This window comes from Sutcliffiella halmapala (assembly GCF_002019665.1).
Classification (GTDB): domain Bacteria; phylum Bacillota; class Bacilli; order Bacillales; family Bacillaceae_I; genus Sutcliffiella_A; species Sutcliffiella_A halmapala.
The window spans coordinates 1,304,240-1,328,058 of record NZ_KV917375.1 but is presented as its reverse complement, the minus strand read 5'-3'; the positions used below and the strand labels follow the sequence as shown (position 1 = coordinate 1,328,058).

18 protein-coding genes and 1 other annotated feature are annotated in these 23,819 nt (G+C 38.8%); of the genes, 2 read left to right on the top strand and 16 right to left on the bottom strand.

Annotated elements, in window-relative coordinates; genetic code table 11:
• Positions 1-52 precede the first annotated feature (52 nt).
• Positions 53-2,695, bottom strand: coding sequence for a valine--tRNA ligase (locus BK580_RS06310; RefSeq protein ID WP_078379513.1), 2,643 nt, complete (start codon positions 2,693-2,695; stop codon positions 53-55).
• A gap of 52 nt (positions 2,696-2,747) precedes the next feature.
• Positions 2,748-2,989: a binding site (T-box leader), on the bottom strand.
• Positions 2,990-3,174: 185 nt separating this feature from the next.
• Between BK580_RS06310 and BK580_RS06305 the strand changes: the two genes are divergently transcribed.
• Positions 3,175-3,363 (top strand): hypothetical protein, encoded by a 189-nt coding sequence (locus BK580_RS06305; RefSeq protein WP_078379512.1) that lies wholly within the window; start codon positions 3,175-3,177, stop codon positions 3,361-3,363.
• Between the two features lie 321 nt (positions 3,364-3,684).
• On the opposite strand, the gene ysxE is transcribed toward BK580_RS06305, so the two are convergent.
• From ysxE to hemA, 8 genes are all read right to left on the bottom strand, one after another.
• Positions 3,685-4,728 carry a spore coat protein YsxE gene (ysxE, locus tag BK580_RS06295; protein WP_078379510.1) on the bottom strand — a complete coding sequence of 348 codons (1,044 nt, stop codon included), beginning with the start codon at positions 4,726-4,728 and terminating at the stop codon, positions 3,685-3,687.
• Between the two features lie 310 nt (positions 4,729-5,038).
• On the bottom strand, positions 5,039-6,262 hold the full coding sequence (spoVID, locus tag BK580_RS06290; RefSeq protein WP_169864835.1) for a stage VI sporulation protein D: 1,224 nt from the start codon (positions 6,260-6,262) through the stop codon (positions 5,039-5,041).
• A 429-nt stretch (positions 6,263-6,691) separates the two neighbouring features.
• Positions 6,692-7,981 carry a glutamate-1-semialdehyde 2,1-aminomutase gene (gene hemL / locus BK580_RS06285; RefSeq protein WP_078379508.1) on the bottom strand — a complete coding sequence of 430 codons (1,290 nt, stop codon included), beginning with the start codon at positions 7,979-7,981 and terminating at the stop codon, positions 6,692-6,694.
• A gap of 86 nt (positions 7,982-8,067) precedes the next feature.
• A complete protein-coding gene (hemB, locus tag BK580_RS06280) occupies positions 8,068-9,048 on the bottom strand; it encodes a porphobilinogen synthase (protein WP_078379507.1) in 981 nt (326 codons plus the stop codon).
• 81 nt (positions 9,049-9,129) lie between these two features.
• Positions 9,130-9,894, bottom strand: coding sequence for a uroporphyrinogen-III synthase (locus BK580_RS06275; RefSeq protein ID WP_078379506.1), 765 nt, complete (start codon positions 9,892-9,894; stop codon positions 9,130-9,132).
• On the bottom strand, positions 9,894-10,826 hold the full coding sequence (gene hemC, locus BK580_RS06270) for a hydroxymethylbilane synthase (protein WP_078379505.1): 933 nt from the start codon (positions 10,824-10,826) through the stop codon (positions 9,894-9,896). Before hemC ends, BK580_RS06275 begins: the two co-directional genes overlap by 1 nt.
• A 43-nt stretch (positions 10,827-10,869) precedes the next feature.
• Positions 10,870-11,703: a cytochrome c biogenesis protein gene (locus tag BK580_RS06265; RefSeq protein WP_078379504.1), complete on the bottom strand. Its 834-nt coding sequence runs from the start codon at positions 11,701-11,703 to the stop codon at positions 10,870-10,872.
• A 15-nt stretch (positions 11,704-11,718) separates the two neighbouring features.
• Positions 11,719-13,089, bottom strand: a complete 1,371-nt coding sequence (gene hemA, locus BK580_RS06260; RefSeq protein WP_078379503.1) for a glutamyl-tRNA reductase — start codon at positions 13,087-13,089, stop codon at positions 11,719-11,721.
• 295 nt (positions 13,090-13,384) lie between these two features.
• Here hemA and BK580_RS06255 point away from each other — a divergent pair, with 295 nt between their 5' ends.
• Positions 13,385-13,867 carry a LiaF transmembrane domain-containing protein gene (locus tag BK580_RS06255; RefSeq protein ID WP_078379502.1) on the top strand — a complete coding sequence of 161 codons (483 nt, stop codon included), beginning with the start codon at positions 13,385-13,387 and terminating at the stop codon, positions 13,865-13,867.
• A 61-nt stretch (positions 13,868-13,928) separates the two neighbouring features.
• Here the strand turns inward: BK580_RS06255 and BK580_RS06250 are convergent, their stop codons facing one another.
• The 7 genes from BK580_RS06250 to clpX form a co-directional block, all read right to left on the bottom strand.
• Positions 13,929-14,660: an amino acid ABC transporter ATP-binding protein gene (locus BK580_RS06250; protein ID WP_078379501.1), complete on the bottom strand. Its 732-nt coding sequence runs from the start codon at positions 14,658-14,660 to the stop codon at positions 13,929-13,931.
• Positions 14,661-14,672: 12 nt separating this feature from the next.
• Positions 14,673-15,335 carry an amino acid ABC transporter permease gene (locus BK580_RS06245; RefSeq protein ID WP_078379500.1) on the bottom strand — a complete coding sequence of 221 codons (663 nt, stop codon included), beginning with the start codon at positions 15,333-15,335 and terminating at the stop codon, positions 14,673-14,675.
• A gap of 94 nt (positions 15,336-15,429) precedes the next feature.
• Positions 15,430-16,209 carry a transporter substrate-binding domain-containing protein gene (locus BK580_RS06240; protein WP_078379499.1) on the bottom strand — a complete coding sequence of 260 codons (780 nt, stop codon included), beginning with the start codon at positions 16,207-16,209 and terminating at the stop codon, positions 15,430-15,432.
• Between the two features lie 276 nt (positions 16,210-16,485).
• A complete protein-coding gene (gene yihA / locus BK580_RS06235) occupies positions 16,486-17,070 on the bottom strand; it encodes a ribosome biogenesis GTP-binding protein YihA/YsxC (protein WP_078379498.1) in 585 nt (194 codons plus the stop codon).
• Positions 17,067-19,391, bottom strand: coding sequence for an endopeptidase La (lon, locus tag BK580_RS06230; protein WP_078379497.1), 2,325 nt, complete (start codon positions 19,389-19,391; stop codon positions 17,067-17,069). The genes yihA and lon overlap by 4 nt, the downstream gene beginning before the upstream one ends.
• A 1,189-nt stretch (positions 19,392-20,580) precedes the next feature.
• Positions 20,581-22,266 (bottom strand): ATP-dependent protease LonB, encoded by a 1,686-nt coding sequence (lonB, locus tag BK580_RS06225; RefSeq protein WP_078379496.1) that lies wholly within the window; start codon positions 22,264-22,266, stop codon positions 20,581-20,583.
• Between the two features lie 169 nt (positions 22,267-22,435).
• Entirely contained in the window at positions 22,436-23,701 is a 1,266-nt protein-coding gene (gene clpX, locus BK580_RS06220; protein ID WP_078379495.1) for an ATP-dependent protease ATP-binding subunit ClpX, read from the bottom strand.
• Positions 23,702-23,819 lie beyond the last annotated feature (118 nt).

Here is a 23,819-nt window from a genome sequence, read left to right as displayed (position 1 = left end):
CATTCTTATATAGGAAAGACGAATCCATATCGGATTCGCCTTATTATAATTTTTAACCCTTTAACTCTTCGATGCGAGCATGAACTGCTTCACGTTTTTCCACATAATCTTTTTCTTTTGCTTTTTCTTCTTCAATTACATGATCTGGTGCTTTTGCGATGAAACCTTGGTTTGAAAGCTTCTTCTGCACACGTTCTACTTCTTTATCAAGCTTTGCAAGTTCCTTTTGTAAACGAGCAATTTCTTCATCGATATTAATCAAACCTTGTAATGGAAGAATCAATTCCGCTCCTGAAACAACAGCTGTCATTGCCTTTTCATTTAAGGAAACATCTGTACCGATGATTAGCTCACTTGGGTTACAGAAACGCTCTAAGTAAGATCGATTTTGCTCAAGCTTAGCTGAAATTTCTGCTGTTTTCGTTTTTATAAGTAATTTAACTTGCTTGCTCATAGGTGTGTTTACTTCTGCACGTACATTACGAACACTACGGATGATATCAACTAATAATCGCATATCTGCCGCCGCTTCACTGTCAGTTAAGTCAGCACGTACCTCAGGCCATTTTGCAATTGTAATGGACTCTCCTTCGTGTGGAAGTTGCTGCCAAATTTCCTCGGTAATGAAAGGCATGAACGGGTGTAACAATCGCATCGTATTATCTAACACATACGCTAGAATCGAACGCGTAGTTTTCTTCGCCGCCTCATCTTCGCCATATAGAGGGAGCTTCGCCATTTCAATATACCAATCACAGAAATCATCCCAGATAAAGTTATAAAGGGCACGACCCACTTCACCAAACTCATATTTTTCTGCAAGTTTTGTTACTGTTTCAATAGTTTCATTTAAACGAGTTAAAATCCACTTGTCTGCAACAGATTTCTCACCACTTAAGTCGATATCTTTATATTCCATATCACCCATGTTCATCAGTGCAAAGCGAGAAGCGTTCCAAATCTTATTTGCGAAATTCCAGGTTGCTTCTACCTTTTCAAAGCTAAAGCGTAAGTCCTGGCCTGGTGAGCTTCCTGTCGATAAGAAATAGCGCAGAGAATCCGCTCCATACTTTTCGATTACATCCATTGGGTCAACACCGTTACCAAGGGATTTACTCATTTTACGTCCTTCTTCGTCACGTACCAAACCATGAATGAGAACATCCTTAAATGGTCGTTCACCAGTAAATTCAAGTCCTTGGAAAATCATACGGGATACCCAGAAAAAGATAATATCATAGCCTGTTACCAGAACATCGGTTGGATAGTAACGTTGATAATCTGGAGACTCCGTTTCCGGCCAACCCATAGTAGAAAACGGCCATAAAGCAGAGCTAAACCATGTATCTAATACATCAGTATCCTGCTCCCAATTCTCGATATCTGCCGGTGGTTCATGATCAACATGCACTGCTCCCGTTTCTTTATGATACCAAGCCGGGATACGGTGTCCCCACCATAACTGACGCGAGATACACCAATCACGAATGTTCTCCATCCAGCGAAGATACGTATTTTCAAAACGGTTAGGGACAAAGTTAACTTTGTCTTCTTGTGTCTGCAAATCAATTGCCTTATCAGCTAATGGCTGCATTTTTACAAACCATTGAGTAGAAAGATATGGCTCTACTACTGCGCCGCTTCTTTCACTATGACCAACTGAGTGCATATGCTCTTCAATTTTGAAAAGAATACTTTGATCTTGCAAGTCTTTTACAAGCTGTTTACGACATTCGAAACGATCTAAATCTTTATACTGAAGTGCTTTTTCATTCATCGTACCGTCTTCATTCATTACAAGAACACGCTCTAGATTATGGCGATTTCCAATTTCAAAGTCATTTGGGTCATGCGCAGGTGTGATTTTTACAGCACCGGAACCAAACTCCATATCTACATAGTCATCTGCAACGATCGGGATTTCACGACCTGTAATAGGTAACGTAACACTTTTCCCGATTAAGTGTTTATAGCGTTCATCTTCTGGATGAACGGCAACCGCTGTATCTCCAAGCATCGTTTCTGGACGAGTTGTTGCAATTTCAATATGTCCAGATCCGTCTGTTAATGGGTATCTCATATGATAGAACGCACCTTGCACATCTTGGTGAATAACTTCGATGTCAGAAAGAGCTGTCTTTGTTGCAGGATCCCAGTTAATGATGTACTCCCCACGATAGATTAAACCTTTTTTATAAAGGTTTACGAAAACTTCACGAACCGCTTTCGATAAGCCTTCATCTAATGTGAAACGCTCACGGCTATAGTCAAGTCCTAAACCAAGCTTAGACCATTGCTGACGGATATGGCTAGCGTATTCCTCTTTCCATTTCCATGTTTCCTCTACAAACTTCTCACGACCAAGGTCATAGCGGGAAATTCCTTGATTACGAAGCTTTTCCTCTACCTTAGCTTGAGTCGCTATTCCTGCGTGGTCCATTCCAGGTAACCATAGAACATCAAAGCCTTGCATACGTTTCATGCGTGTTACGATATCTTGCAAAGTCGTATCCCAAGCATGACCTAAATGCAGTCGCCCTGTTACATTTGGTGGTGGAATAACGATTGTATACGGTGTTTTGTCCTGATCATTTGTTGCTTCAAAAAAACGACCGTCTAGCCAATATTGATAGCGATTTTTCTCAATAGTTTGTGGATCGTATTTAGTTGGAAGATTAACTTCTTTTGTCTCCATCTTTGTTCCTCCTTAATATCTGTAAAAAAACAAAAAACTCCCCTCATCCAAATAAAAGGACGAAAGGAGTTAAGTTTCGCGGTACCACCTTTTTTCACAAGAAATAGATAAACTACCCCCTGTACACTCAAAATTTGCTAACGGCTCTTCACCGGCTTCAACTAATAGAGCATCTCGTTCATTGAAGCTACTCAAGGGCGACCTTCCAACCTGACTTTCCTAAGAAACCTTTCAGCAAATGGTTTCTCTCTCTAAAGGAGTTAGTGTTGTACTCTTCCCTATCACAGTATTTGTGTATGATTATATTATCCTTCTATGTTACAAAAAATATAAGCTAATAGTCAATAAGCTTCTCCAACTTTTTAGTAAGATATTCAAAAAAATAAACAAATGTGCAAAAATGGGCACTATTTTTTTATCTAAATCATATCTTGTATATATAGCTAGAGATGCGTTATGCATTTGAAGGAGGTACATCTATGCGAAAATATAACCCTTACTCCTTGCCGCAGTGGCTTAGACAGGTACGAGGATTGTGTGCGCAATTTATTATTCCTATTTGTGTTTTCCAAGGGATACGTACTATTTTCCTTCCTACTACGTTTGATGTTTTAATATTAGCCGTATGTATCGTGCTTGCTCTTTCTTTTCACTTAGAATGGATTTAAAAGTTGGTTAGCCGCCTTCGACTATCCTGAAAATAAGGGGACACCTTTGAAGACCCTGATGATTTCCGTGCCAGGCGTTCGCTTTCCGCGGGCGGTCTCGGGAGCCTCCTCGGCGAAGAGCGCCTGTGGGGTCTCCCTTCGACTCGTATTCCCGCAGGAGTCTCACGCCTTGCACTACAATCATCAGGGGATACGGGTTAACATGAAGTTTAACTAATCTGGGTTTCAATTTCATCCGCCATGGTGGAAGTTTTGGTTTGGTGTCTATCTTTCTCATTTTTTGTTGTGAATTATTTTTTAAACAAGAAAAGGCCACACCATTTATCCGGTGTTGGCCTCTTTGTTTTTATTTTGTTCTTCGATTTGATTGATTCTGCCTGCTACGTATTCAATGTTTTTTGCCATCCAATAGCTACTTTGGATTCTTTTGACGAGCTCTCTTTCGGAGATATTTCTTCTGGATTGATCTTTTGGTAGCTGAGATTGGTGAACTGCTTGGAGAAATGCTTTTGGATACGACAAATAGCTTAACGTTAAGTCTTTTTCATGCCCTAGTAAACTAAATCCTTTTTGATACTCATAAAACCAATCAATACAATCATCACAGTAGAGTGGATAGGTTTTTAAATATCGGTGATAAAAGGAAATAATATCATTGGTCGGCGGTCCTTGCTTCGCTCTTTCCCAGCTAATAAAATAGCCTCTTCCCTCGGTGTCTTTAACAAAATGATGAAAGGAAACTCTACCATGGGTCATTGCTACCCGATGTTGCTTTGTTTCTTTAATAGCTTCTTGCCAACCTTCAAGCTTTTGCAGAGAAAATTTTTGTGCAAGTGAAATTTCATGTGCATAAGTACACACTTGAAGCTCAAATGGAGACATATATATTTTCTTTTCACACTCGCCTACAAATTTCTCTAGCTCTTCTTGTTCCTTCGTCCACTCCCCTGAAACCCGTTCATAATAACTAGTGATTTCTTCTTCCTCGTATTCTTTTTCTTGAACAGTCATGCCATGAAGCTTAGCAAGTTCCTTAAACATTAAATTATCTTTAAAATCTAGCTCACGCTCTTCCTGATCCTCAATCCACGGCATCAAATAGTAGGCATCCGCATAATTTTCGATAAAATAATGCCCTTGCTTCGTTTGATATATTGGAACTATCGTCTTGATTCCTCTCTGATACAAAGAATGAATATTCCTAAATAGTGGATAAGCATGTTCTTTTCGAATCTTTTTTAACGCAAATGCACCATTTTGTGTGGAAACTCGCCAGACATCCCCATGCTTCTCTACATACTCAGCTCTTACACCATACTGACTCAATAATTCATCTAAATTAGCTTCTTGTGTCATCATTTGCATTACTCTCTTTCCTCGGAAGTTATCGATAGGAACGAGGGAACAAAAGCGCAAGCGCCTCGTTTCAGCTTAAGACTAGCATAAGACAGTTTTCGGAGGAGAAGATTACTCCTTGACCTCCGTAGTAGAAAAATGACTTATGACCCCAGAAATACTAGGTGCTGTAACTAGACGTAACTACCTTTACTACACACATTCACCGCGGCTTTTTGCTTTCTTATTCTGTTAAAAAAGAAGTGAGAAAGGTCCACCCTCCCTCACAAACTTTCTTCTATCCATGTAACTATTTTTTACTATTTGAATTAAAAACTTTTTATGATTTAGACACCGCTTTTACCGGAATATATAATAGTTGCCCATCATTCACATTGTCTTCGGTAGACAGTCTGTTAATTCGAATAAGTTGTTGGATGGTCACATCATATTTATCTGCAATATGATCAATCGTCTCTCCTTGTTGTACGATGCATATTTTCAGCCTTGTAAACTCTTCGTCCTCTTCTTCTGCAAAGATTTTAGTTAAGGATAAAGAATTTTCATCCTGTTCTTCCTGTGCCACATACTCTTCCACTTCCGCCACAGGTTCTTCCTGTCTGTTTTTTCGCTTTTCAAAAAATGATGCGATGTCTTGCGGGTTATCCTCTGTAGCTGATTCCGATTTATTATTAGGTTGAAATGCATAAATCGGAGAGAATGGATCTTCTGGATATACTTTATCATCTTTATGATGATGCGTGTCTGTAGCGAAATTTACTTCATCTAAAATAGCACTTTTTCTAGCTTCCACTTCGAATGGCTCATACTCGCCATCATCGTTATACTCGTATTGTACATTTGCATCTAACTCATGCTGATTTAAGATTTCTTCCTCTTCATCGTCATCATCGTTTGTGTAATATTGATAATTTTCTTCCTCTTGCTCATGGTCCGATTCAGAATTCCGATACATCGGCTCTAAGTCCCGCTCTTCTTGTTGTTCTAGCTGTTCCTCAGGGTTATAGATCTCTTGTTCTAGCTGTTCCTCAGGGTTATAGATCTCTTGTTCTAGCTGTTGCTCAGGGTTATAGATTTCTTCCTCTTCTACCACAGGTGTACTTTGCTGATGCCCATAAATACCGGAAATTGAAAGCTCTGCATCTAGTTGTAAGCAGCCGCGCTCTGGCACACTGTAATCGAATGATTCAATTGAAACGTAAATTTCGTCGAGGCTTTGTATACGATTTTTTGGAATCGTAATATCAACAGGGAAACGATGCTTTAATGCACAAACTCCGTCCTCCCCCACTTCTACCTCTTGCACCACTCTTGCTTGAGTAAAAGGACGATATTCCTCTACCTCATCCTCTTCTTCAGCGTTCGGATGATATTCTCCTGATAATAATAAAGCTCCCCTGATGGAAACATATTGGTCCTGCTCATAGATTTGTATATCTGGATCTAAAGCAATGGAGATGAGCTCAGATACTTCCTGTCCCTTTTGAAACCATACAGATTCTTCTACTGAAAACCGCAAGCACGATTGTTGTTCTGAAGACAAAGGGGTTCCTCCTTTCACACCTAAAAAAATTTACTATATCAATAAAGATGTATGTGAAGATGTTCGGGATTATGATTAATTGTGGATTTTATTTGGGTTAGTGTTGTTGGGATTACGCTCTTCCGATGTTGGTTACTGGAGTTTTGGGGTAAGTGAAAATGGTTTGGGTATTTTTTGGTTTTTCTTTTTGAAGTGGCTCTGTTAAACACCGCTGTTGATTTCCGCACTAGGCTTCGCTTTCCGCGGGGCTTACGAGAGCCTCCCTCGGCTTTCGCCTGCGGGGTCTCCACAAAACGCTATCTCCCTCAGGAGTCTTCGCCTATTGCTCCACTCAACAGCTAGCGTCCTAAAAAATCAACATTGTACTTTAATAGAGCCTTTGAATTTAAAAAACACCCGTCCCTTTGGTGTGGGGACGGGTGTGATTGTTTATTTTTTTAGGGTTGCAAATGATTTTTCGATTGCTTCGAGGGTTTTGTCGATATCTTCGTCGCTATGCGCCGTTGATAGGAAAAGCCCCTCAAATTGAGATGGTGGTAGGAATACACCATTGTTTGCCATTTCTCGGAAGAATGCTGCAAAGTACTCCAGATCAGATGATTTTGCCTTATCGTAGTTGATGACTTTTTCGTTTGTGAAGAAGAAGCCAATCATGGATCCAGCACGATTTACGGTAAGTGGCACTTCGTATTGCTTAGCTAGAGCTAAAATACCAGTTTCTAGTTTGTCGGCTTTTTTAGTAAATTCTTTATACGTTTCAGGTGTTAATTGAGATAGAGTTTCGTAACCAGCTGTCATCGCTAGGGGATTTCCAGAAAGTGTTCCTGCTTGATAAATCGGTCCACTTGGAGCTACTTTTGCCATGATTTCTGCTTTTCCACCATAAGCACCTACTGGTAGTCCGCCACCGATTACTTTTCCAAGGCAGGTAATATCAGGTGTTACGCCATAATAGCCTTGAGCACAATGGTAATCAACACGGAATCCGGTCATTACTTCATCAAAAATTAGAAGTGCACCATGTTTTTCTGTTACTTCACGCAAGCCTTCTAAGAAGCCTGGTTGAGGTGGGACTACTCCCATGTTTCCTGCAACTGGCTCTACAATGATCGCTGCGATGTCTTCGCCAAATTGCTCAAAGGCAAATTTAATGCTTTCTAAATCATTATATGGAACTGTTATCGTGTTTTTAGCAACACCTTCTGGTACTCCTGGGCTGTCAGGTAAGCCGAGGGTTGCTACTCCAGAACCTGCTTTAATTAATAAAGAATCGCCATGTCCGTGATAGCAGCCTTCAAACTTTATTATTTTATTGCGGCCAGTATAACCACGAGCTAGACGAAGCGCACTCATCGTTGCTTCTGTTCCAGAGCTTACCATTCGAACGACTTCGATGGAGGGAACACGTTCAATGACTAACTTTGCTAGTTCATTTTCAATAAGAGTAGGAGCACCAAAGCTTGTTCCTGATTCCGTTACTTTTTTTATGGCTTCTACCACTCGTTCATTGGAATGCCCGTGAATAAGTGGACCCCAAGATAAAACATAATCTATGTATTCGTTTCCATCGATATCGTAGATTTTCGCACCTTTTCCACGCTCCATAAAAATTGGATCCATGTCAACCGATTTAAAAGCACGAACAGGGCTATTTACCCCACCTGGCATTAGTTTTTCTGCTTCTGCAAATGCTTTCTTTGACTTTTCATAACTTCTCATTTTCCTATCATCCTTTCTTACTATCGAATGGATAGATCAAAGCGGTTCCTATAAGATACCCTCATGAAGAACCGCTATTTGTCCTCTTACTTTTCGTCCAACCAACGAGCTACATCTTTTGCAAAGTAGGTCAAAATTAAATCTACTCCCGCTCGTTTCATACTTATTAGCATTTCCATCACAATGTCTTTTTCATTAACCCAACCGTTTTGCGCAGCTGCTTTAATCATGGAATATTCGCCACTAACGTTGTAAGCGACAACCGGTACGTTAAAATTGTTTTTTACATCGCGAATGATGTCAAGATAGGATAAAGCTGGCTTCACTATCAAGAAGTCTGCACCCTCCATAATGTCGGATTCGGCTTCACGCAGAGCTTCTTGACGATTCGCGGGGTCCATTTGATACGTTTTACGATCGCCAAACTTCGGAGAACTATGAGCTGCATCACGGAATGGTCCGTAAAATGCAGAAGCATACTTAACCGCATAAGACATAATTGGAATATGCTCAAAGCCATTTTCATCTAAGCCTTGACGAATTGCTGCAACAAATCCATCCATCATATTCGAAGGCGCAATTACATCTGCTCCTGCTCTTGCCTGACTTACTGCAGTACGAGCTAATAAGTCTAGAGTTGGATCATTTAATACTTGTCCTTCTTCTACCACTCCACAATGACCATGGTTTGTAAACTGACATAAACATGTATCCGCGATTACAACTAATTCTTGATAGTTTTCTTTAATTTGGGAAATTGCTTTTTGAACAATTCCATGATCATGATAAGCTTGTGTTCCTACTTCATCCTTCTCATTAGGTACACCAAAAACGATCACTGATTTAATTCCTAAATCGTGTACTTCTCCCATTTCTTCATTCAGTAAGTCTAAAGAAAGATGGAATACACCTGGCATCGAAGGAACTTCTTTTTTTATATTTTCGCCTTCTACTACAAAAATAGGATAAATTAAATCCTCTTTATTCAAGTAAGTCTCACGCACTAACGCTCTCATATTATCGGACGTTCTTAAGCGACGATGACGTGTAAATTGTAAGTCTTTCATTTTTTATGTATCCTCCCTTTGTTAAGCAAAGCACTAGCGCCATATGACCTTGACAGCTTAGGCGTTTAAGCTAGACGATAACTATATAAGGTTATCCTTGCTTTTTGAGAAAAAAGTCACAATAGCTTTTATTAACCCCTCAATTGTGTATTCATCAGGACAGATGACAACGGAATAGCCCGCTTTTTCTGCTGCTTGTTTTGTCACTGGCCCAATTACGGCCACTGGTACGTCTTGTATACCAAAAACTTTTTGATAGTTCGTAACGGTAGATGGACTTGTAAAAGTAACAAGGTCTGTTTTCTTAGATAAGATACTCTCTATTTCCTCTTGGATAAGTGGAAATGGATGATTTTCATATACAGTTATCTGCTTTACATTGTACCCTAATCTTAGTAGTTCTTCACGTAAAATAGGTCGAGCAAGATTTCCTTGTATCAACAAAACGGATGAATGCATTGGATTCACTTCTTTTTTAAACGCTTCCACTAAATCCTCAGCTGAAAATTTTGCTGGAACAAGTTCAGCATTGTATCCCCATTCAGATAAGGCTTCTTTTGTTTTGTTTCCCACTGCAGCTATCTTATTTGGTAGTCGCTTATTAACTAATTCGAAAAAAAAGTTTACACCATTTACACTAGTAAAAACGAGCCAATCATATTGATAAACTGCACATTCTAGCTCATCCTTTACCCTTTCAACATTGAGTGGAAGAGAAAATTGAATAAGAGGGACTTCCAATGGGGTCCCTCCTAAAGCTTGAACTTGGTTAGAAAAGTACGATGCCTGCTCTTTGCTTCTTGTGATAAGAATGCGTTTACCCGCTAACGGCAAAGTACGTTCCATTATTGCTCGAGCTCCTTTTTTACCTGATCAATAAGGTTTTTACCACCTTGTTCTGTCAAGCTTTCAGCCGCCTCATGGCCAACCTTAAGTGGATCAGATCCGACAATTCTTTCTTTATATAAAATAGAACCATCTGGTGCACCGACTAATACCGTTAAAGTCACCATGTCCGCTTGATCAACAGTTGCAAAACCTGCAATCGGTACTTGGCAGCCACCTTCCATTTCATGAAGAAACGCACGTTCCGCTATAACTGCTTTTTCCGTAACCGAATCGGTGAAAAGCTTCAAAGCTTCTAATAATTCCTGGTCATCTTCCCGACACTCAATAGATAGAGCACCTTGCCCTACTGCTGGTAAACAAATATCTTCATCTAAAAATTCTGTTACTACATCCTTTGACCAGCCCATTCTCGCAAGGCCTGCTGCAGCCAAAATAATGGCATCATAATCTTCATTTTGAAGCTTATCAAGGCGTGTATCAATGTTTCCACGAATCCATTTGATTTCTAAGTCTGGACGCTTTGCAAGCAATTGCGCACCACGTCGTAAGCTGCTAGTTCCGACAATAGAACCGCTCGGTAAATCGGCAAATTTTACGTGATTTTTAGAAATAAATGCATCCCGATGGTCTTCGCGAAATGGGATACAACCGATCATTAATCCCTCAGGAAGGATTGCAGGCATATCTTTCATACTATGAACAGCCATATCAATCTCTTTATCGAGCATTGCTTGTTCAATTTCTTTTACGAAAAGACCTTTTCCTCCAACCTTAGATAATGTTACATCCAAGATTTGATCCCCTTTTGTTACAATTTCCTTTACTTCAAAATCAAACGGGGCACCTAAGCTTTTTAGCTGTTCTATCACCCAATTGGTTTGTGTTAAAGCAAGCTTACTTCTTCTAGAACCTACAATAATTTTTCTCATATATCCTCCTTACCCTAACGCAAAACATACGCAAAGGGGTTCTCTACAGAATCCAGAAATGAAAATTTGATAGTCTACCAAATAAGAAAAAGTTGATTAAAACAACTAAAAATGCGGCTATATTCCAATTAGCAATAGCCTTGCCAGTAATTCCTTTTGCCAACCGCTGATAAAAATAATAACTATACGCTGTAATAACAAAGAAAGAGCCTAACACTTTCGCATCATACCACTCAAAATTGGAAAGCTTTATCGAAGCCCAAACGCTCCCTAAAATTAATGCCAGTAAAAGCATTGGAACACCAATGACATTTAATACATACGACATGTGGTCTAGCTTCGATAAATCTTGGATTCGTAATAAGCGTTTACCCCATTTTTTTCGCTTTAATAAATTGAATTGAATGATATAGAGAAGCGAAAATACAAAGGATAGCGAGAAGGCACCGTATGAAAGGATTGCCATCGTTATATGAATAATCAGAAGCTCAGATACTAAAGCCTGTGCTACTACCTGGGATTCATGCTGTATAGGTGTAAAGGTATGTAACGCCAATACTAAGAAGCCAATTACATTCGTAAAAAATACGATAAAGTCTACTCGTAATATCCGATTAATGACAAGAGAAAACGTAATGAGTACCCATGTATAGAAGTACATTCCCTCGTACAGTGTCAGAATTGGAAATCGCCCTGTATCAATCATACGTAAAAATAAAAAAATTGTTTGTAGTACCCAAACAATTGCAAGTAACCAGAAGGCTATCTTGTTAGCCTTCCGGTTATTATGGAGAAAATCAATAAAATATAGCAGTACGCTCAAGGCATATATAATAATGGTGAACTCGTATAGCCTTGCTATTGTCATCTCTAACATATTTTCAAGCCTCTCTTACGACTGAAACGTCGCTGCATGAGGAAGCGGAATACCCACTGGAGAGCTCTTGCTCTTCTCCTTTTTCACCGAATAATATTGGGTTTGGACTTCCTGTTGTACCGCTTCTTCAATATTAAAAATTTTAGTAAATAACTCTAGAGACTCTTGTGCATTTGGATCAGAGGATAGCTCCTTTGCACGTAAAATTGGATCACGCAGCATCTGATTAACAATACTTTTTGTATGCTTATTTAACACTTTTATTTCGCGTTCACTCAGATTTGGAAGCTTGCGTTGAATACTATGCATCGTTTCGGATTGAATCTCCAAAGCTTTTTGACGTAAAGCTGAAATAACTGGAACAACTCCTAGCGTGTTTAACCATGACTTAAACTCAACAATTTCCTCTTCAATGAACAGTTCAATTTCTTCTGCTGCTTTTTTACGCTCAGAAAGATTCGATTGAACAATCCCTTGTAAATCATCAATGTCATATAAGAAAACACTTTCTACTTGCTCTAGCTCTGGGTCTAAATCTCTTGGAACTGCAATATCCACCATAAATAATGGACGACCTTTTCTCATTCTTTCTACATAGGTCATGTCCTCTTTCGTAATGACATACCCTTTTGCTCCGGTAGAAGAGATTAAAATGTCCGCTTCTACCAACGCACAGGATAACTCCTGCATGGACTTGGCCTGCCCATCAAAACGATTTGCTAAGCTTTCTGCTTTTTCTAATGTCCGGTTCATGACCGTTACTTTCTTTACCCCGTTGCTGTGAAGATTCTGGACGGCGAGTTCTCCCATTTTTCCTGCACCTAAAATTAAAACATGCTTATCCGTTAAATCTCCGAAGATTTTCTTTGCAAGCTCTACTGCCGCATAACTAACAGATACAGCATTGGAGCCAATTTCCGTTTCGGAATGGGCACGCTTTGCAAGCGTAATAGCTTGTTTAAAAAGTTGATTGAAAATAGTCCCCACTGTTTGATTCTTCTGTGCGGAAAGGAAGCTAGTACGAATTTGTCCAAGAATTTGGGTTTCCCCAAGTACCATGGAATCTAACCCACAGGAAACTCGGTACAAATGTTCAATCGCCCCATCATTTTCATAGATATTTAAGTAAGGAGAAAACTCTTCCTTGTCCAAATCAAACCATTCAGCAAGGAAAGATTTAATATAATAACGTCCAGTATGCAACTGATCGACTACTGCATATACTTCTGTACGATTACAGGTAGAGACAATGATATTTTCAAGGATTGATTTTCGATCCTTTAAAGCTACCATTGCATTTTCCAGATCAGCTGGATTAAAAGTTAATTTTTCACGGATTTCAACAGGGGCCGTCTTATAATTAACGCCGACTACTATAATATGCACTTTGTTCGTACACCCCCAGAAAAGTATGATCTATAAAAATTATAACATGACTAACTAATGAAACATTTGTTAAAATGTGAACAAATAGTTTACATTTTAAAAGAAAAGAGGAGCTAGCCTGCGCAGCTAGACAACAAGAAAAGCGGAGCAGGCTCGTTGGCTAAAATTAAACTATAAAATAATTATTTCTCTCTTATATATTACAAACATTACATTTCTTTTATTCACCAACTTGTACATTAACAGAAATTCTATTCATTATCAAGGTTTCAGGCTTGATTTCAAGGAGGATAAAATGAGAAAAAACAGCTTTCTACCAGGATTAATCTTACTATTGTTTGGAGTTTATTTCCTACTACAACAAATGAACATCGAACTATGGCATGGTATTTTCACATGGCCATCGCTACTAGTTATTACTGGCCTTGCACTTTTATTACAATCTTATAAACAGAATGACCCTGCAAACCTACTTCCTGGCGTAGTTTTACTAGGAGTTGGTTTACATTTTCATTTAAAAGGACATCTCTCCATATGGCCTGATCATTTCGCGATGATTATTCTGATAGTCGGGATCGGCTTTATCTTACGCGCTCAAAAAACAAAGAACGGCATGTTTGAAGGAGTAATTCTCGTATGTATCGCTAGCTTCTTTCTTTTCTCCAATACCCTTTTAGACACACTAGGAATCGTCGGAATTGGACTTTCTACGATACAAACCTTTTGGCCAGTCGTTTTAATTGTAGTAGGAGCTTTCCTATTATTTAAAAAGAAATGAAGAAAAGACCTACAACAAATAGGGTTACCTTACCTTTGTTGTAGGTCTTTTCTATGTTGAGTTACAATACAGCTTCTAAGAATTCTTTCGTACGCTGATTTTGCGGAGCGTTAAATAGCTGCTCTGGTGCCCCTTCTTCCACGATCTTCCCATCATGCATATATACAACACGATCCGCGACTTCTTGCGCAAACCCCATCTCATGCGTCACAACCACCATTGTCATACCCTCTTCTGCGAGTTCTTTCATCGTTTTTAAAACTTCGCCTACAAGCTCTGGATCCAACGCAGAGGTTGGTTCATCAAATAGCATGACCTCTGGACGCATTGCAAGGGCACGTGCAATCGCAACACGCTGCTTCTGTCCTCCAGATAGCTTCCCGGGGTAGACGTTTTCTTTATCCGATAGACCTACTTTTGCAAGCAAGTCAGAGGCAATCTTTTTTGCTTCACTGTGTTTCATTCCTACTACATGTACAGGAGCTTCCATAACATTCTCCAACACCGTTTTATGAGGAAATAAATGAAAGTGTTGAAACACCATTCCTACTTTTTGGCGAACTTTATTAAGATTATCATTTTTCACATCAACTTCTCTGCCATCTATAATAACTGTTCCGCTATCCTTCAATTCTAAAAAATTCATACAGCGTAAGAGTGTACTTTTACCTGATCCACTTGCTCCGATTAAACAAACAACCTCTTTATTTTGAACAGTCATAGAAATATCCTTTAACACATGTAAAGTTCCATACGATTTATTTAGACCGTTCACTTCTATTTTTGTTTCCATATCATTGACCTCCTATCTGTCACTTGCTGAAAACTTTCTTTCTAATAGATTGATAATTCCTGCAATCAATCCAACTAGAATTAAGTAGTAAACCGCTCCTACAAGGAGATATGTCATTACATCATATGTGTTAGCTCCTTGCGTTTGAGCGACATTAAATAGTTCGTAAAATCCAATGAAAGCTGCTAAAGACGAATCCTTTAAACAAATAATAAATTGATTACCAAGTGGTGGTAATGCTCGCCTAGTTGCTTGTGGTAAGATAATTCTTCTCATTGTTAATGCTCTCGTCATTCCTAAAGAGCGACCAGCTTCCATTTGACCCTTATCTATAGATTGAATAGACCCTCTAAATATTTCTGCTATGTATGCTCCATTATGAAAAGCAAGTGCTAGTGCTATCGACCAAAAAGCGGAAATATTAAATTGCACAAACCCAAAATAGAAAACAAAAATTTGCACGATTAGAGGTGTCCCACGAACAAGATAAATATAAATATTAGCGAACCATTCTAGAATCTTAATTTTAGATATTTTAAGAAAGGCAAAAAATAAACCGATAAATAGTGCAATTGATATTGAAACTGCTGTCACCTGAAGGGTTTTAACCATCCCTCTTAAAAACATATCATAGGTACTAAAGAATACCTCGATAAAATGTGCAAAGCTAGGCATGCGCTTCACTCTCCTCGTTGCATTTTTAAGCTTAAAAAATGTGTGGTGAATGAACACCACACATTAATGTCAATCGAAGTAAGTAATAGATAGCTTACTCATTAGGATCTGTGGTGATATCTTCTCCGAAGTAATGTTCACTAATTTCTGCTAGCTTGCCATTTTCACGTAATGTTTCGAGAGCTTTATTTACAGCCTCCAGTAATGCCTCGTTTCCTTTGGCAATGCCGACCGCCTGCTCACTTCGCTCAAGCAATTCACGACCTTCTAAAGTCATTCCTGCTCCAATCGCTTCTCTTCCTGTAACGAAGTCCGTCACAACTGCATCGTGTCTACCATTGTTTAATGCTTCCAAAGCTACTACATCACTATCATAATTGATGACATTATCAGAAACGCCATCCATAATACTTGCATATGTAGATCCTCTAGATACCGCAACTTCCATTCCTTCTAAATCTGCTAAAGTTTCTATATCACTATCAGGGCGTACAAAAATTTGAGGACCAGAATAGTAGTATGGAGTAGAGAAATCTACTTCCACAGCACGCTCTTCCGTAATAGTATGACTGGCAACTGCTGCATCAAACCTACCACTTTTCACACCTTCTACGATACTAGCAAACGTATATTTTTTTTGCTCAGGCTCTAGACCTAATTCTTCGGCAATCGCTTCTGCCACGTCGATATCAAACCCAGTCATTGTCCCTGAACCATCTGTCATACTAAATGGTTTAAATTCACCAGAAGTTGCAAAAGTGAACTTCCCTTCATCCACTAGTTCATATCCTTCGCCAGTGGTTACTTTTCCACCACATGCAGCTAGAATAGTAGATAGTAAAAATAATGTCGTTAATAGTACTCTCTTTTTCATTTTCCTAAATCCCCCTTCTCAGCCAATTTTATATCTTTCTTTATGGTAGCATTTGCGGAAAATTGCCACAAATATGATATAAATTGGTTTTGTTTGATAATTCTGTATTTTTAAACCTGAGAGAAAGTTACTATGTATTTATCTTATAGATGCTCTCAGATACTCCCGTATACTGCTTATTCCCTAATCGCTTTCATAATAAACCAACTTTTTATATTTTTCTGAAAAAACATATTTTAAAAAAGCGACAGGATAAAAATCCTGTCGCTTTCTTCTTTAACGCATTCTTTTTTGCAGAATACCCCATACTTCATCTTTTCCTTGAGCTGTTTCAGAAGAGAATAGTACAACCTCATCTTCTTTTTGCATGTCTAGTGTTTCTCGGACTACTTTTAAATGCTTCTGCCATTTTCCTTTAGGAATCTTATCGGCCTTTGTTGCAATGACGATAACTGGCAATTCATAATGCTTTAGGTATTCATACATCGTCACATCATCCTTAGAAGGCGCATGACGAAGATCGACGATTAATAACACCGCACGAAGCTGCTCTCTACTTGTTAAGTAGGTTTGCATCATTCTGCCCCATGCATCGCGTTCGGATTTAGGAACTTTTGCGAACCCATAACCAGGCACATCTACAAAATGAAGCATTTCGTTAATTAAATAAAAGTTTAATGTTTGTGTTTTCCCCGGTTTAGAGGACGTTCTCGCAAGGTTTTTACGGTTAATCATCTTATTAATAAAGGATGATTTCCCTACGTTTGATCGTCCTGCTAATGCGAACTCAGGCATTAAATCTGTTGGATATTGTTCTGGCTTTACTGCACTAATTACTATTTCTGCTTGTGTAACTTTCATAGTTTCTCTCCTGCTAATGCGTGTTCTAACACTTCATCTAAATGTGATACTAAGACAAACGTCAAATCTTCCCGCACACTTTCTGGAATATCATCCAAATCTTTTTCATTATCTTTTGGTAAAATTATTTTCTTTAACCCTGCTCGATGCGCACTAAGTGATTTTTCTTTTAGGCCACCAATAGGTAATACACGTCCTCTTAAAGTGATTTCACCAGTCATTCCTACATCCTTACGTACAGGTTTCCCCGTTAATGCGGAAACTAACGCAGTTGCCATCGTAATTCCTGCTGAAGGACCATCTTTCGGTACAGCACCCTCTGGTACGTGGATATGGATATCATTCTTTTCGTTAAAATCAGGGTCTATATTTAATTCTTTCGCTCTTGATCGAATAAAGCTAAATGCCGCATGGGCCGACTCTTTCATGACATCTCCAAGTTTACCGGTTAAAAGTAATTTCCCTTTTCCAGGTGATAAAGATACTTCAATCGATAAGGTATCTCCCCCGACCGTAGTATATGCCAATCCAGTTGCAACACCAACTTGATCCTCTAGTTCAGCCTGTCCATAACGGAACTTTGGCTTTCCTAAAAACTCAGGTAAATTCTTATTGGTGATGATAACACGTTTTTTCTGTCCAGACACAATTATCTTCGCTGCTTTCCTGCAAATAGATGCAAGCTGTCTTTCTAAACTTCGTACGCCTGCTTCTCGAGTATGATAACGGATAATAGAAAGAATCGCTTCATCGCGTATTTGAAGAAGATTTTTTTGTAGCCCATGTTCTTTTGCCTGTCTTGGCAACAAATGATCCTTACCTATATTAAGTTTTTCAATCTCTGTGTAACCGGCAATCGTAATAATTTCCATTCGATCTCGCAGTGGACCAGGAATCGTTGCTAAATTATTTGCTGTTGCGACAAACATTACATTAGATAAATCATATGGCTCTTCAATATAATGATCGCTGAAGTTATGGTTTTGCTCAGGATCTAATACTTCTAATAATGCAGAAGATGGATCTCCACGGAAGTCACTAGACATCTTGTCAATTTCATCTAAAAGGAATACAGGATTGATGGTACCTGCTTTTTTCATCCCTTGAATGATTCGCCCTGGCATCGCGCCAACATAGGTTCTTCGATGGCCGCGAATTTCAGACTCATCCCGGACACCACCTAAAGATACTCGGACAAACTTACGATCTAATGATTTTGCAATGGATCGTGCTAATGACGTTTTTCCGACTCCCGGAGGTCCTGCCAAGCATAGTATAGGTCCTTTTAACGATTTCGTTAGTTGTTGTACAGCCAAATATTCTAATACACGTTCTTTTACTTTTTCTAAACCAAAATGATCAGCATTTAGAATTTCTTCCGCTCGAATTATATTTAACTGATCCTCTGTAGCTGTATCCCATGGTAAGGATAATAACCAGTCAATATAGTTACGGATAACGGAACTTTCTGCTGAACTAGAAGGTACTTTTTCATAACGCTCTATCTCTTTTAGTGCTGTCTTCTTTACATTTTCAGGCATCCCTATTTTAACGAGCTTTTCTTTAAGCTCTTGAATTTCGCCTGTTTTGCCTTCTTTATCTCCCAACTCTTTTTGAATAGCCTTCATTTGTTCACGAAGGTAATACTCTTTTTGAGTGCGTTCCATAGAACGTTTTACACGAAGGCCAATCTTCTTCTCTAACTGAAGGACTTCTTTTTCATTATTCACATACTTGATAACTTTGTGAAGGCGATCCTTGATATCTCTCGTTTCAAGTACTGCTTGTTTTTCCTTCATTTTAAGTGGCAAATGCGAGGTAACAATATCAGCCATTCTTCCTGGCTCAGCAATATCAGCAACTGCATGATAAGTTTCAATAGTCGTCTTCTTTGAAAGCTTCGTATATGTATGGAAATATTCCAATAAGGTTCTCATCAGTGCTTCATCTTCCGAATCCGTATCTTCCGAATCAGGATAAGTCAGCAACTTTGCTTCCCAATGGGTTTCTTTTTCGACAAACTCTTCAATTTTCGCACGATTTAATCCTTCTACTAAAACACGAACCGTTCCATTTGGAAGCTTAAGCATTTGCTTCACTTTCGTTAATGTTCCCCATTCGTACAAATCCTCTTCAGATGGATTATCTGTACTTACTTCCTTTTGTGTAGATAGGACTACAATATGATCGTTTAGCATTGCTGTTTCCAAAGCTTGAATCGATTTATCTCTACCAACATCTAAATGGAGCACCATTGTTGGAAAAACCATAAGTCCTCTTAAAGGCAATAATGGAACATGAAATTCCTTGTTTGCTGCCATGGTAACACCCCCGTACGCTATCCTTTGTTGTATCTTTGTTCAATTCTATCCTAATTAAATAGCCCTGTCTAATTAACAGGTGACAAATCTAATGAAAAGAGATTGTTTTATTATCTTTTACTTGTTTCATGAAGTTATTATCAAATAAACAAAACCAGTAGTAAAAATTTTACCTTGTTCGTTGGGGAAGTGCAATGGGAAGGGTCCTAGTTCATCAATTTTATTTTTGAGGGATGCGGGTTTTTTTAAAAGCCCCCTGTAGAACAAAAGCACGAACGGGAATTAATTACATTTTAAAGAGAGAATTAGTCAATTGAAATTTCTTATCGCTCTACGCATGAATACACCTCGATCGTGGACCTCTATTTTCTTCTTGAGCGTTTTGAGGGCATGATTGCGCTCTGATCGTTCCCTCTATTTTCTTTTTGGGGGTTTTGAGGGTACGATTACGCTCTGATCGTTCCCTCTATTTTCTTTTTGGGCGATTTGAGGGTACGATTACGCTCTGATCGTTCCCTCTATTTTCTTTTTTTGGGGTTTTGAGGGCACGATTACGCTTTGATCGTTCCCTCTATTTTCTTTTTGGGCGATTTGAGGGCACGATTACGCTTTGATCGTTCCCTCTATTTTCTTTTTTGGGGTTTTGAGGGCACGATTGCGCTCTGATCGTTCCCTCTACTTTCTTTTTGGGTGTCTTGAGGGAACGATTACACTTTGATCGTGACCTCTATTTTCTTTTTTGGGGTTTTGAGGGTACGATTGCGCTCTAATCGTTCCCTCTATTTTCTTTTTGGGTGTCTTGAGGGAACGATTACACTTTGATCGTGACCTCTATTTTCTTTTTTGGGGTTTTGAGGGTACGATTGCGCTCTGATCGTTCCCTCTATTTTCTTATTTGGGGTTTTGAGGGCACGATTACACCCTGATCGTGACCTCTATTTTCTTTTTGCTTGTTTGGAGGGCACGATTGCGCTCTGATCGTTCCCTCTATTTTCTTTTTTTGGATTTTGAGGGCACGATTGCGCTCTGATCGTTCCCTCTATTTTCTTTTTGGGCGTTTTGAGGGCACGATTAACAAAAAAATCAGGCACCAAATAGTTACTGCAAACTACAACTTGCAGAATAATCCATTTGGGGCCTGACCATTTTTTAAAATTATTTTACATAATAACCTGTCGCCCTCTACTCTCTACATCGATTCTGTTTGAGAAATGGAGATTGGCGCTTGGATGATATTATCGAAGGTACTTTCGGTTGCTTTTTCTCTTATGAGAGCAAGGTCGAGCACTTCTTGGAACTCTCTGACTGGGATAATTTCAATTCCTTCGATTTCTCTAATAATGGACTGCATGTTTTCAGCAGGTATGATAACTCTTTGTGCACCAGCTTGTTTGGCAGCTTTTATTTTCGGAATGACACCACCAATTGGTTTCACAGTTCCATGAATGCTTATCTCTCCTGTCATCGCGACAAGATTGCTGACTGGTAATTTGAAGATGGCTGAATAAATTCCTGTTGCCATCGCAATACCAGCTGAAGGTCCATCAATCGGGATGCCCCCCGGGAAGTTTACATGTATATCGTAGTCAGCCGCCGGAACACCTAGAGACCGCAATACAGTGATAACATTTTCTACAGAGCCCTTAGCCATACTTTTACGACGGACAGATTTTCCACCTTGTCCACCTATACTTTCCTCTTCTACAATACCAGTAATATTTACTGTCCCCTTCTTTGTTTCCGTTGGGATAGCTGTCACTTCAATTTCTAATAAAGCACCGGAATTCGGTCCAAAAACAGCTAATCCATTTACGAGACCAAGTTGCGCTTCTTCTTTAATTTTATTTTCATATTTTGGTACAAGCTGACTGGAATGAATTACCCATTCAATGTCCTCTAACTTTACTTCATATCTATCTTCTGTAATAGCAAGTCCAGCGGCAATTTGCATCATATTTACTACCTCACGGCCATTACGAGTATACGATGCTAACATGCTAATCCCTTCTTCTTCCGCAGTCATATGAATTTTAGAAACTGCATTCCTCGCCACACTTTCCAATTCATCTTTATCTAATTCGCGGAAAAAAACTTCCATACATCTAGAACGAATTGCAGGTGGAATTTCATTAGGAGTTCGTGTAGTAGCCCCTACTAGTCGAAAATCGGCTGGTAAACCATTTTGGAAAATATCATGAATATGCGTCGGTATTTGGTGATTTTCCTCGCTATAATAGGCACTATCAAGAAATACTTTTCTATCTTCTAATACTTTAAGTAGTTTGTTCATCTGAATAGAGTGTAGTTCACCTATTTCATCAATAAACAGCATTCCACCATGGGCATGGGTTACTGCTCCTTGCTTTGGTTGAGGAATTCCAGCTTGTCCCATCGCTCCTGCACCTTGGTATATCGGGTCATGTACGGATCCTATTAACGGATCTGCAATCCCCCTTTCATCAAAACGAGCGGTTGTCGCATCAAGCTCAATAAAAACAGCTGAAGATTTAAATGGCGATTTTTGATTCTTCTTCGCTTCCTCTAAAACGAGACGAGCTGCAGCAGTTTTCCCTACACCAGGCGGTCCATAAATGATTACATGTTGTGGATTAGGCCCACAGATGGCAGCCTTTAATGCTTTAATCCCATCCTCTTGTCCAACGATTTCTTTAAAGCTAGTTGGCCGAACTTTCTCTGCCAAAGGCTCTGATAGAGATATATTTCTCATTTTACGAAGTTGTTCCATTTCCTTTTTTGATTCTTTATCAATAGATACTTTTTGTGTCCGCTGATTGCGTAGCAGGTTCCAAAAATAGAGTCCAATTACTATTCCAAAGAAAAGCTGAATAAACAGTGCTATACCTGTCCAAGACATAATTACCCTCCTGCATTCTTGATGTGATTATTTGCTAGTATTTCCGTGCAAAAGAGGGAATAAACCAATAAAAAGCATTTGGTTAAATTATGAAAATCCTTGTATATTTTTAAAATTTTCCATACATAAAAAAAAGAGCATTCCCACTATAGGAATACTCTTTTTTCACTTATGCTGAAGTCTTTTCATCCTCTTCTAATTCAGAGCCATCGTCTAAAATTAGTTTAGGTGCAACATTATCAGCAACTGTTTCTGCTGTAATAATACATTTTTTGATATCATCTCTTGAAGGAAGCTCATACATTACATCAAGCATAATACCTTCAATAATAGATCTTAAACCACGCGCTCCCGTTTTACGTTCAATTGCTTTTTTCGCAATTTCCGTTAGAGCACCTTCTTCAAATTCTAGCTCTACACTATCAAGATTTAACATCTTTTGATACTGCTTTACTAGGGCATTTTTCGGTTTGGTTAAGATTTCAATTAATGCATCCTCATCTAAAGGCATTAAACTAGCTGTTACTGGAAGACGTCCAATAAACTCTGGGATTAACCCAAATCTAAGCAAGTCTTCTGGTAACACTTTAGAAAGTAGTTCTTTTTGTTCTAAGTCTTCCGTTATTGCTTCTGTACCAAAACCAATAACTTTCTTTCCTAAGCGTCGTTTAATGATTTGTTCGATTCCATCAAATGCTCCCCCACAAATGAACAGGATATTTGTAGTGTCAATTTGAATGAACTCTTGATGTGGATGCTTTCTTCCACCTTGAGGAGGAACACTTGCAACTGTACCCTCAAGAATTTTCAGTAGTGCCTGCTGTACCCCTTCACCAGAAACATCACGTGTAATAGACGGATTTTCTGATTTACGTGCTACTTTGTCAATCTCATCAATATAGATGATCCCTTTTTCCGCTTTTTCTACATCATAATCCGCTGCTTGGATTAATTTAAGTAGAATGTTCTCTACATCTTCCCCAACATAACCAGCTTCTGTTAAAGAAGTTGCATCAGCAATAGCAAATGGAACATTTAAAATTCTTGCTAAAGTTTGAGCTAGTAAAGTTTTACCACTACCAGTTGGTCCAATCATAGCAATATTACTCTTTGCAAGCTCTACATCATCGATTTTGCTGTTGGAATTAATACGCTTATAGTGGTTATACACCGCTACAGATAGTGATTTTTTTGCAGACTCCTGGCCAATAACATATTCGTCTAAAATATCACGGATTTCTTTTGGCTTTGGAACATCCTTAAACTCTACTTCTTCCTCTGTACCTAGTTCCTCTTCCACAATCTCTGTACAAAGTTCAATACATTCATCACATATGTATACACCTGGCCCAGCAACAAGTTTACGAACTTGATCCTGTGTTTTCCCACAGAAAGAACATTTTAATTGTCCTTTTTCATCATTAAATTTAAACAAATTGTTTCACCCCTTATCATTTCTCTCTATTCTCATCCACCGGCTGGTAAAACTTAAAAACAATGAATAAAAAAACTAGAGCAGACGTATATCCACCTTAGCATTTCTTATTCAATAA

What these genes read in the sequence shown, in the direction of transcription:
- hemB (WP_078379507.1), bottom strand. Translation starts at nt 9,048, where the DNA reads ATGAAAGACTTACAATTTACACGTCATCGTCGCTTAAGAACGTCCGAT.
- BK580_RS06250 (WP_078379501.1), bottom strand. Translation starts at nt 14,660, where the DNA reads ATGGAAACAAAAATAGAAGTGAACGGTCTAAATAAATCGTATGGAACT.
- BK580_RS06245 (WP_078379500.1), bottom strand. Translation starts at nt 15,335, where the DNA reads ATGCCTAGCTTTGCACATTTTATCGAGGTATTCTTTAGTACCTATGAT.
- BK580_RS06305 (WP_078379512.1), top strand. Translation starts at nt 3,175, where the DNA reads ATGCGAAAATATAACCCTTACTCCTTGCCGCAGTGGCTTAGACAGGTA.
- yihA (WP_078379498.1), bottom strand. Translation starts at nt 17,070, where the DNA reads ATGAAAGTTACACAAGCAGAAATAGTAATTAGTGCAGTAAAGCCAGAA.
- hemL (WP_078379508.1), bottom strand. Translation starts at nt 7,981, where the DNA reads ATGAGAAGTTATGAAAAGTCAAAGAAAGCATTTGCAGAAGCAGAAAAA.
- lonB (WP_078379496.1), bottom strand. Translation starts at nt 22,266, where the DNA reads ATGTCTTGGACAGGTATAGCACTGTTTATTCAGCTTTTCTTTGGAATA.
- hemC (WP_078379505.1), bottom strand. Translation starts at nt 10,826, where the DNA reads ATGAGAAAAATTATTGTAGGTTCTAGAAGAAGTAAGCTTGCTTTAACA.
- BK580_RS06255 (WP_078379502.1), top strand. Translation starts at nt 13,385, where the DNA reads ATGAGAAAAAACAGCTTTCTACCAGGATTAATCTTACTATTGTTTGGA.
- BK580_RS06275 (WP_078379506.1), bottom strand. Translation starts at nt 9,894, where the DNA reads ATGGAACGTACTTTGCCGTTAGCGGGTAAACGCATTCTTATCACAAGA.
- lon (WP_078379497.1), bottom strand. Translation starts at nt 19,391, where the DNA reads ATGGCAGCAAACAAGGAATTTCATGTTCCATTATTGCCTTTAAGAGGA.
- BK580_RS06310 (WP_078379513.1), bottom strand. Translation starts at nt 2,695, where the DNA reads ATGGAGACAAAAGAAGTTAATCTTCCAACTAAATACGATCCACAAACT.
- ysxE (WP_078379510.1), bottom strand. Translation starts at nt 4,728, where the DNA reads ATGCAAATGATGACACAAGAAGCTAATTTAGATGAATTATTGAGTCAG.
- BK580_RS06240 (WP_078379499.1), bottom strand. Translation starts at nt 16,209, where the DNA reads ATGAAAAAGAGAGTACTATTAACGACATTATTTTTACTATCTACTATT.
- BK580_RS06265 (WP_078379504.1), bottom strand. Translation starts at nt 11,703, where the DNA reads ATGTTAGAGATGACAATAGCAAGGCTATACGAGTTCACCATTATTATA.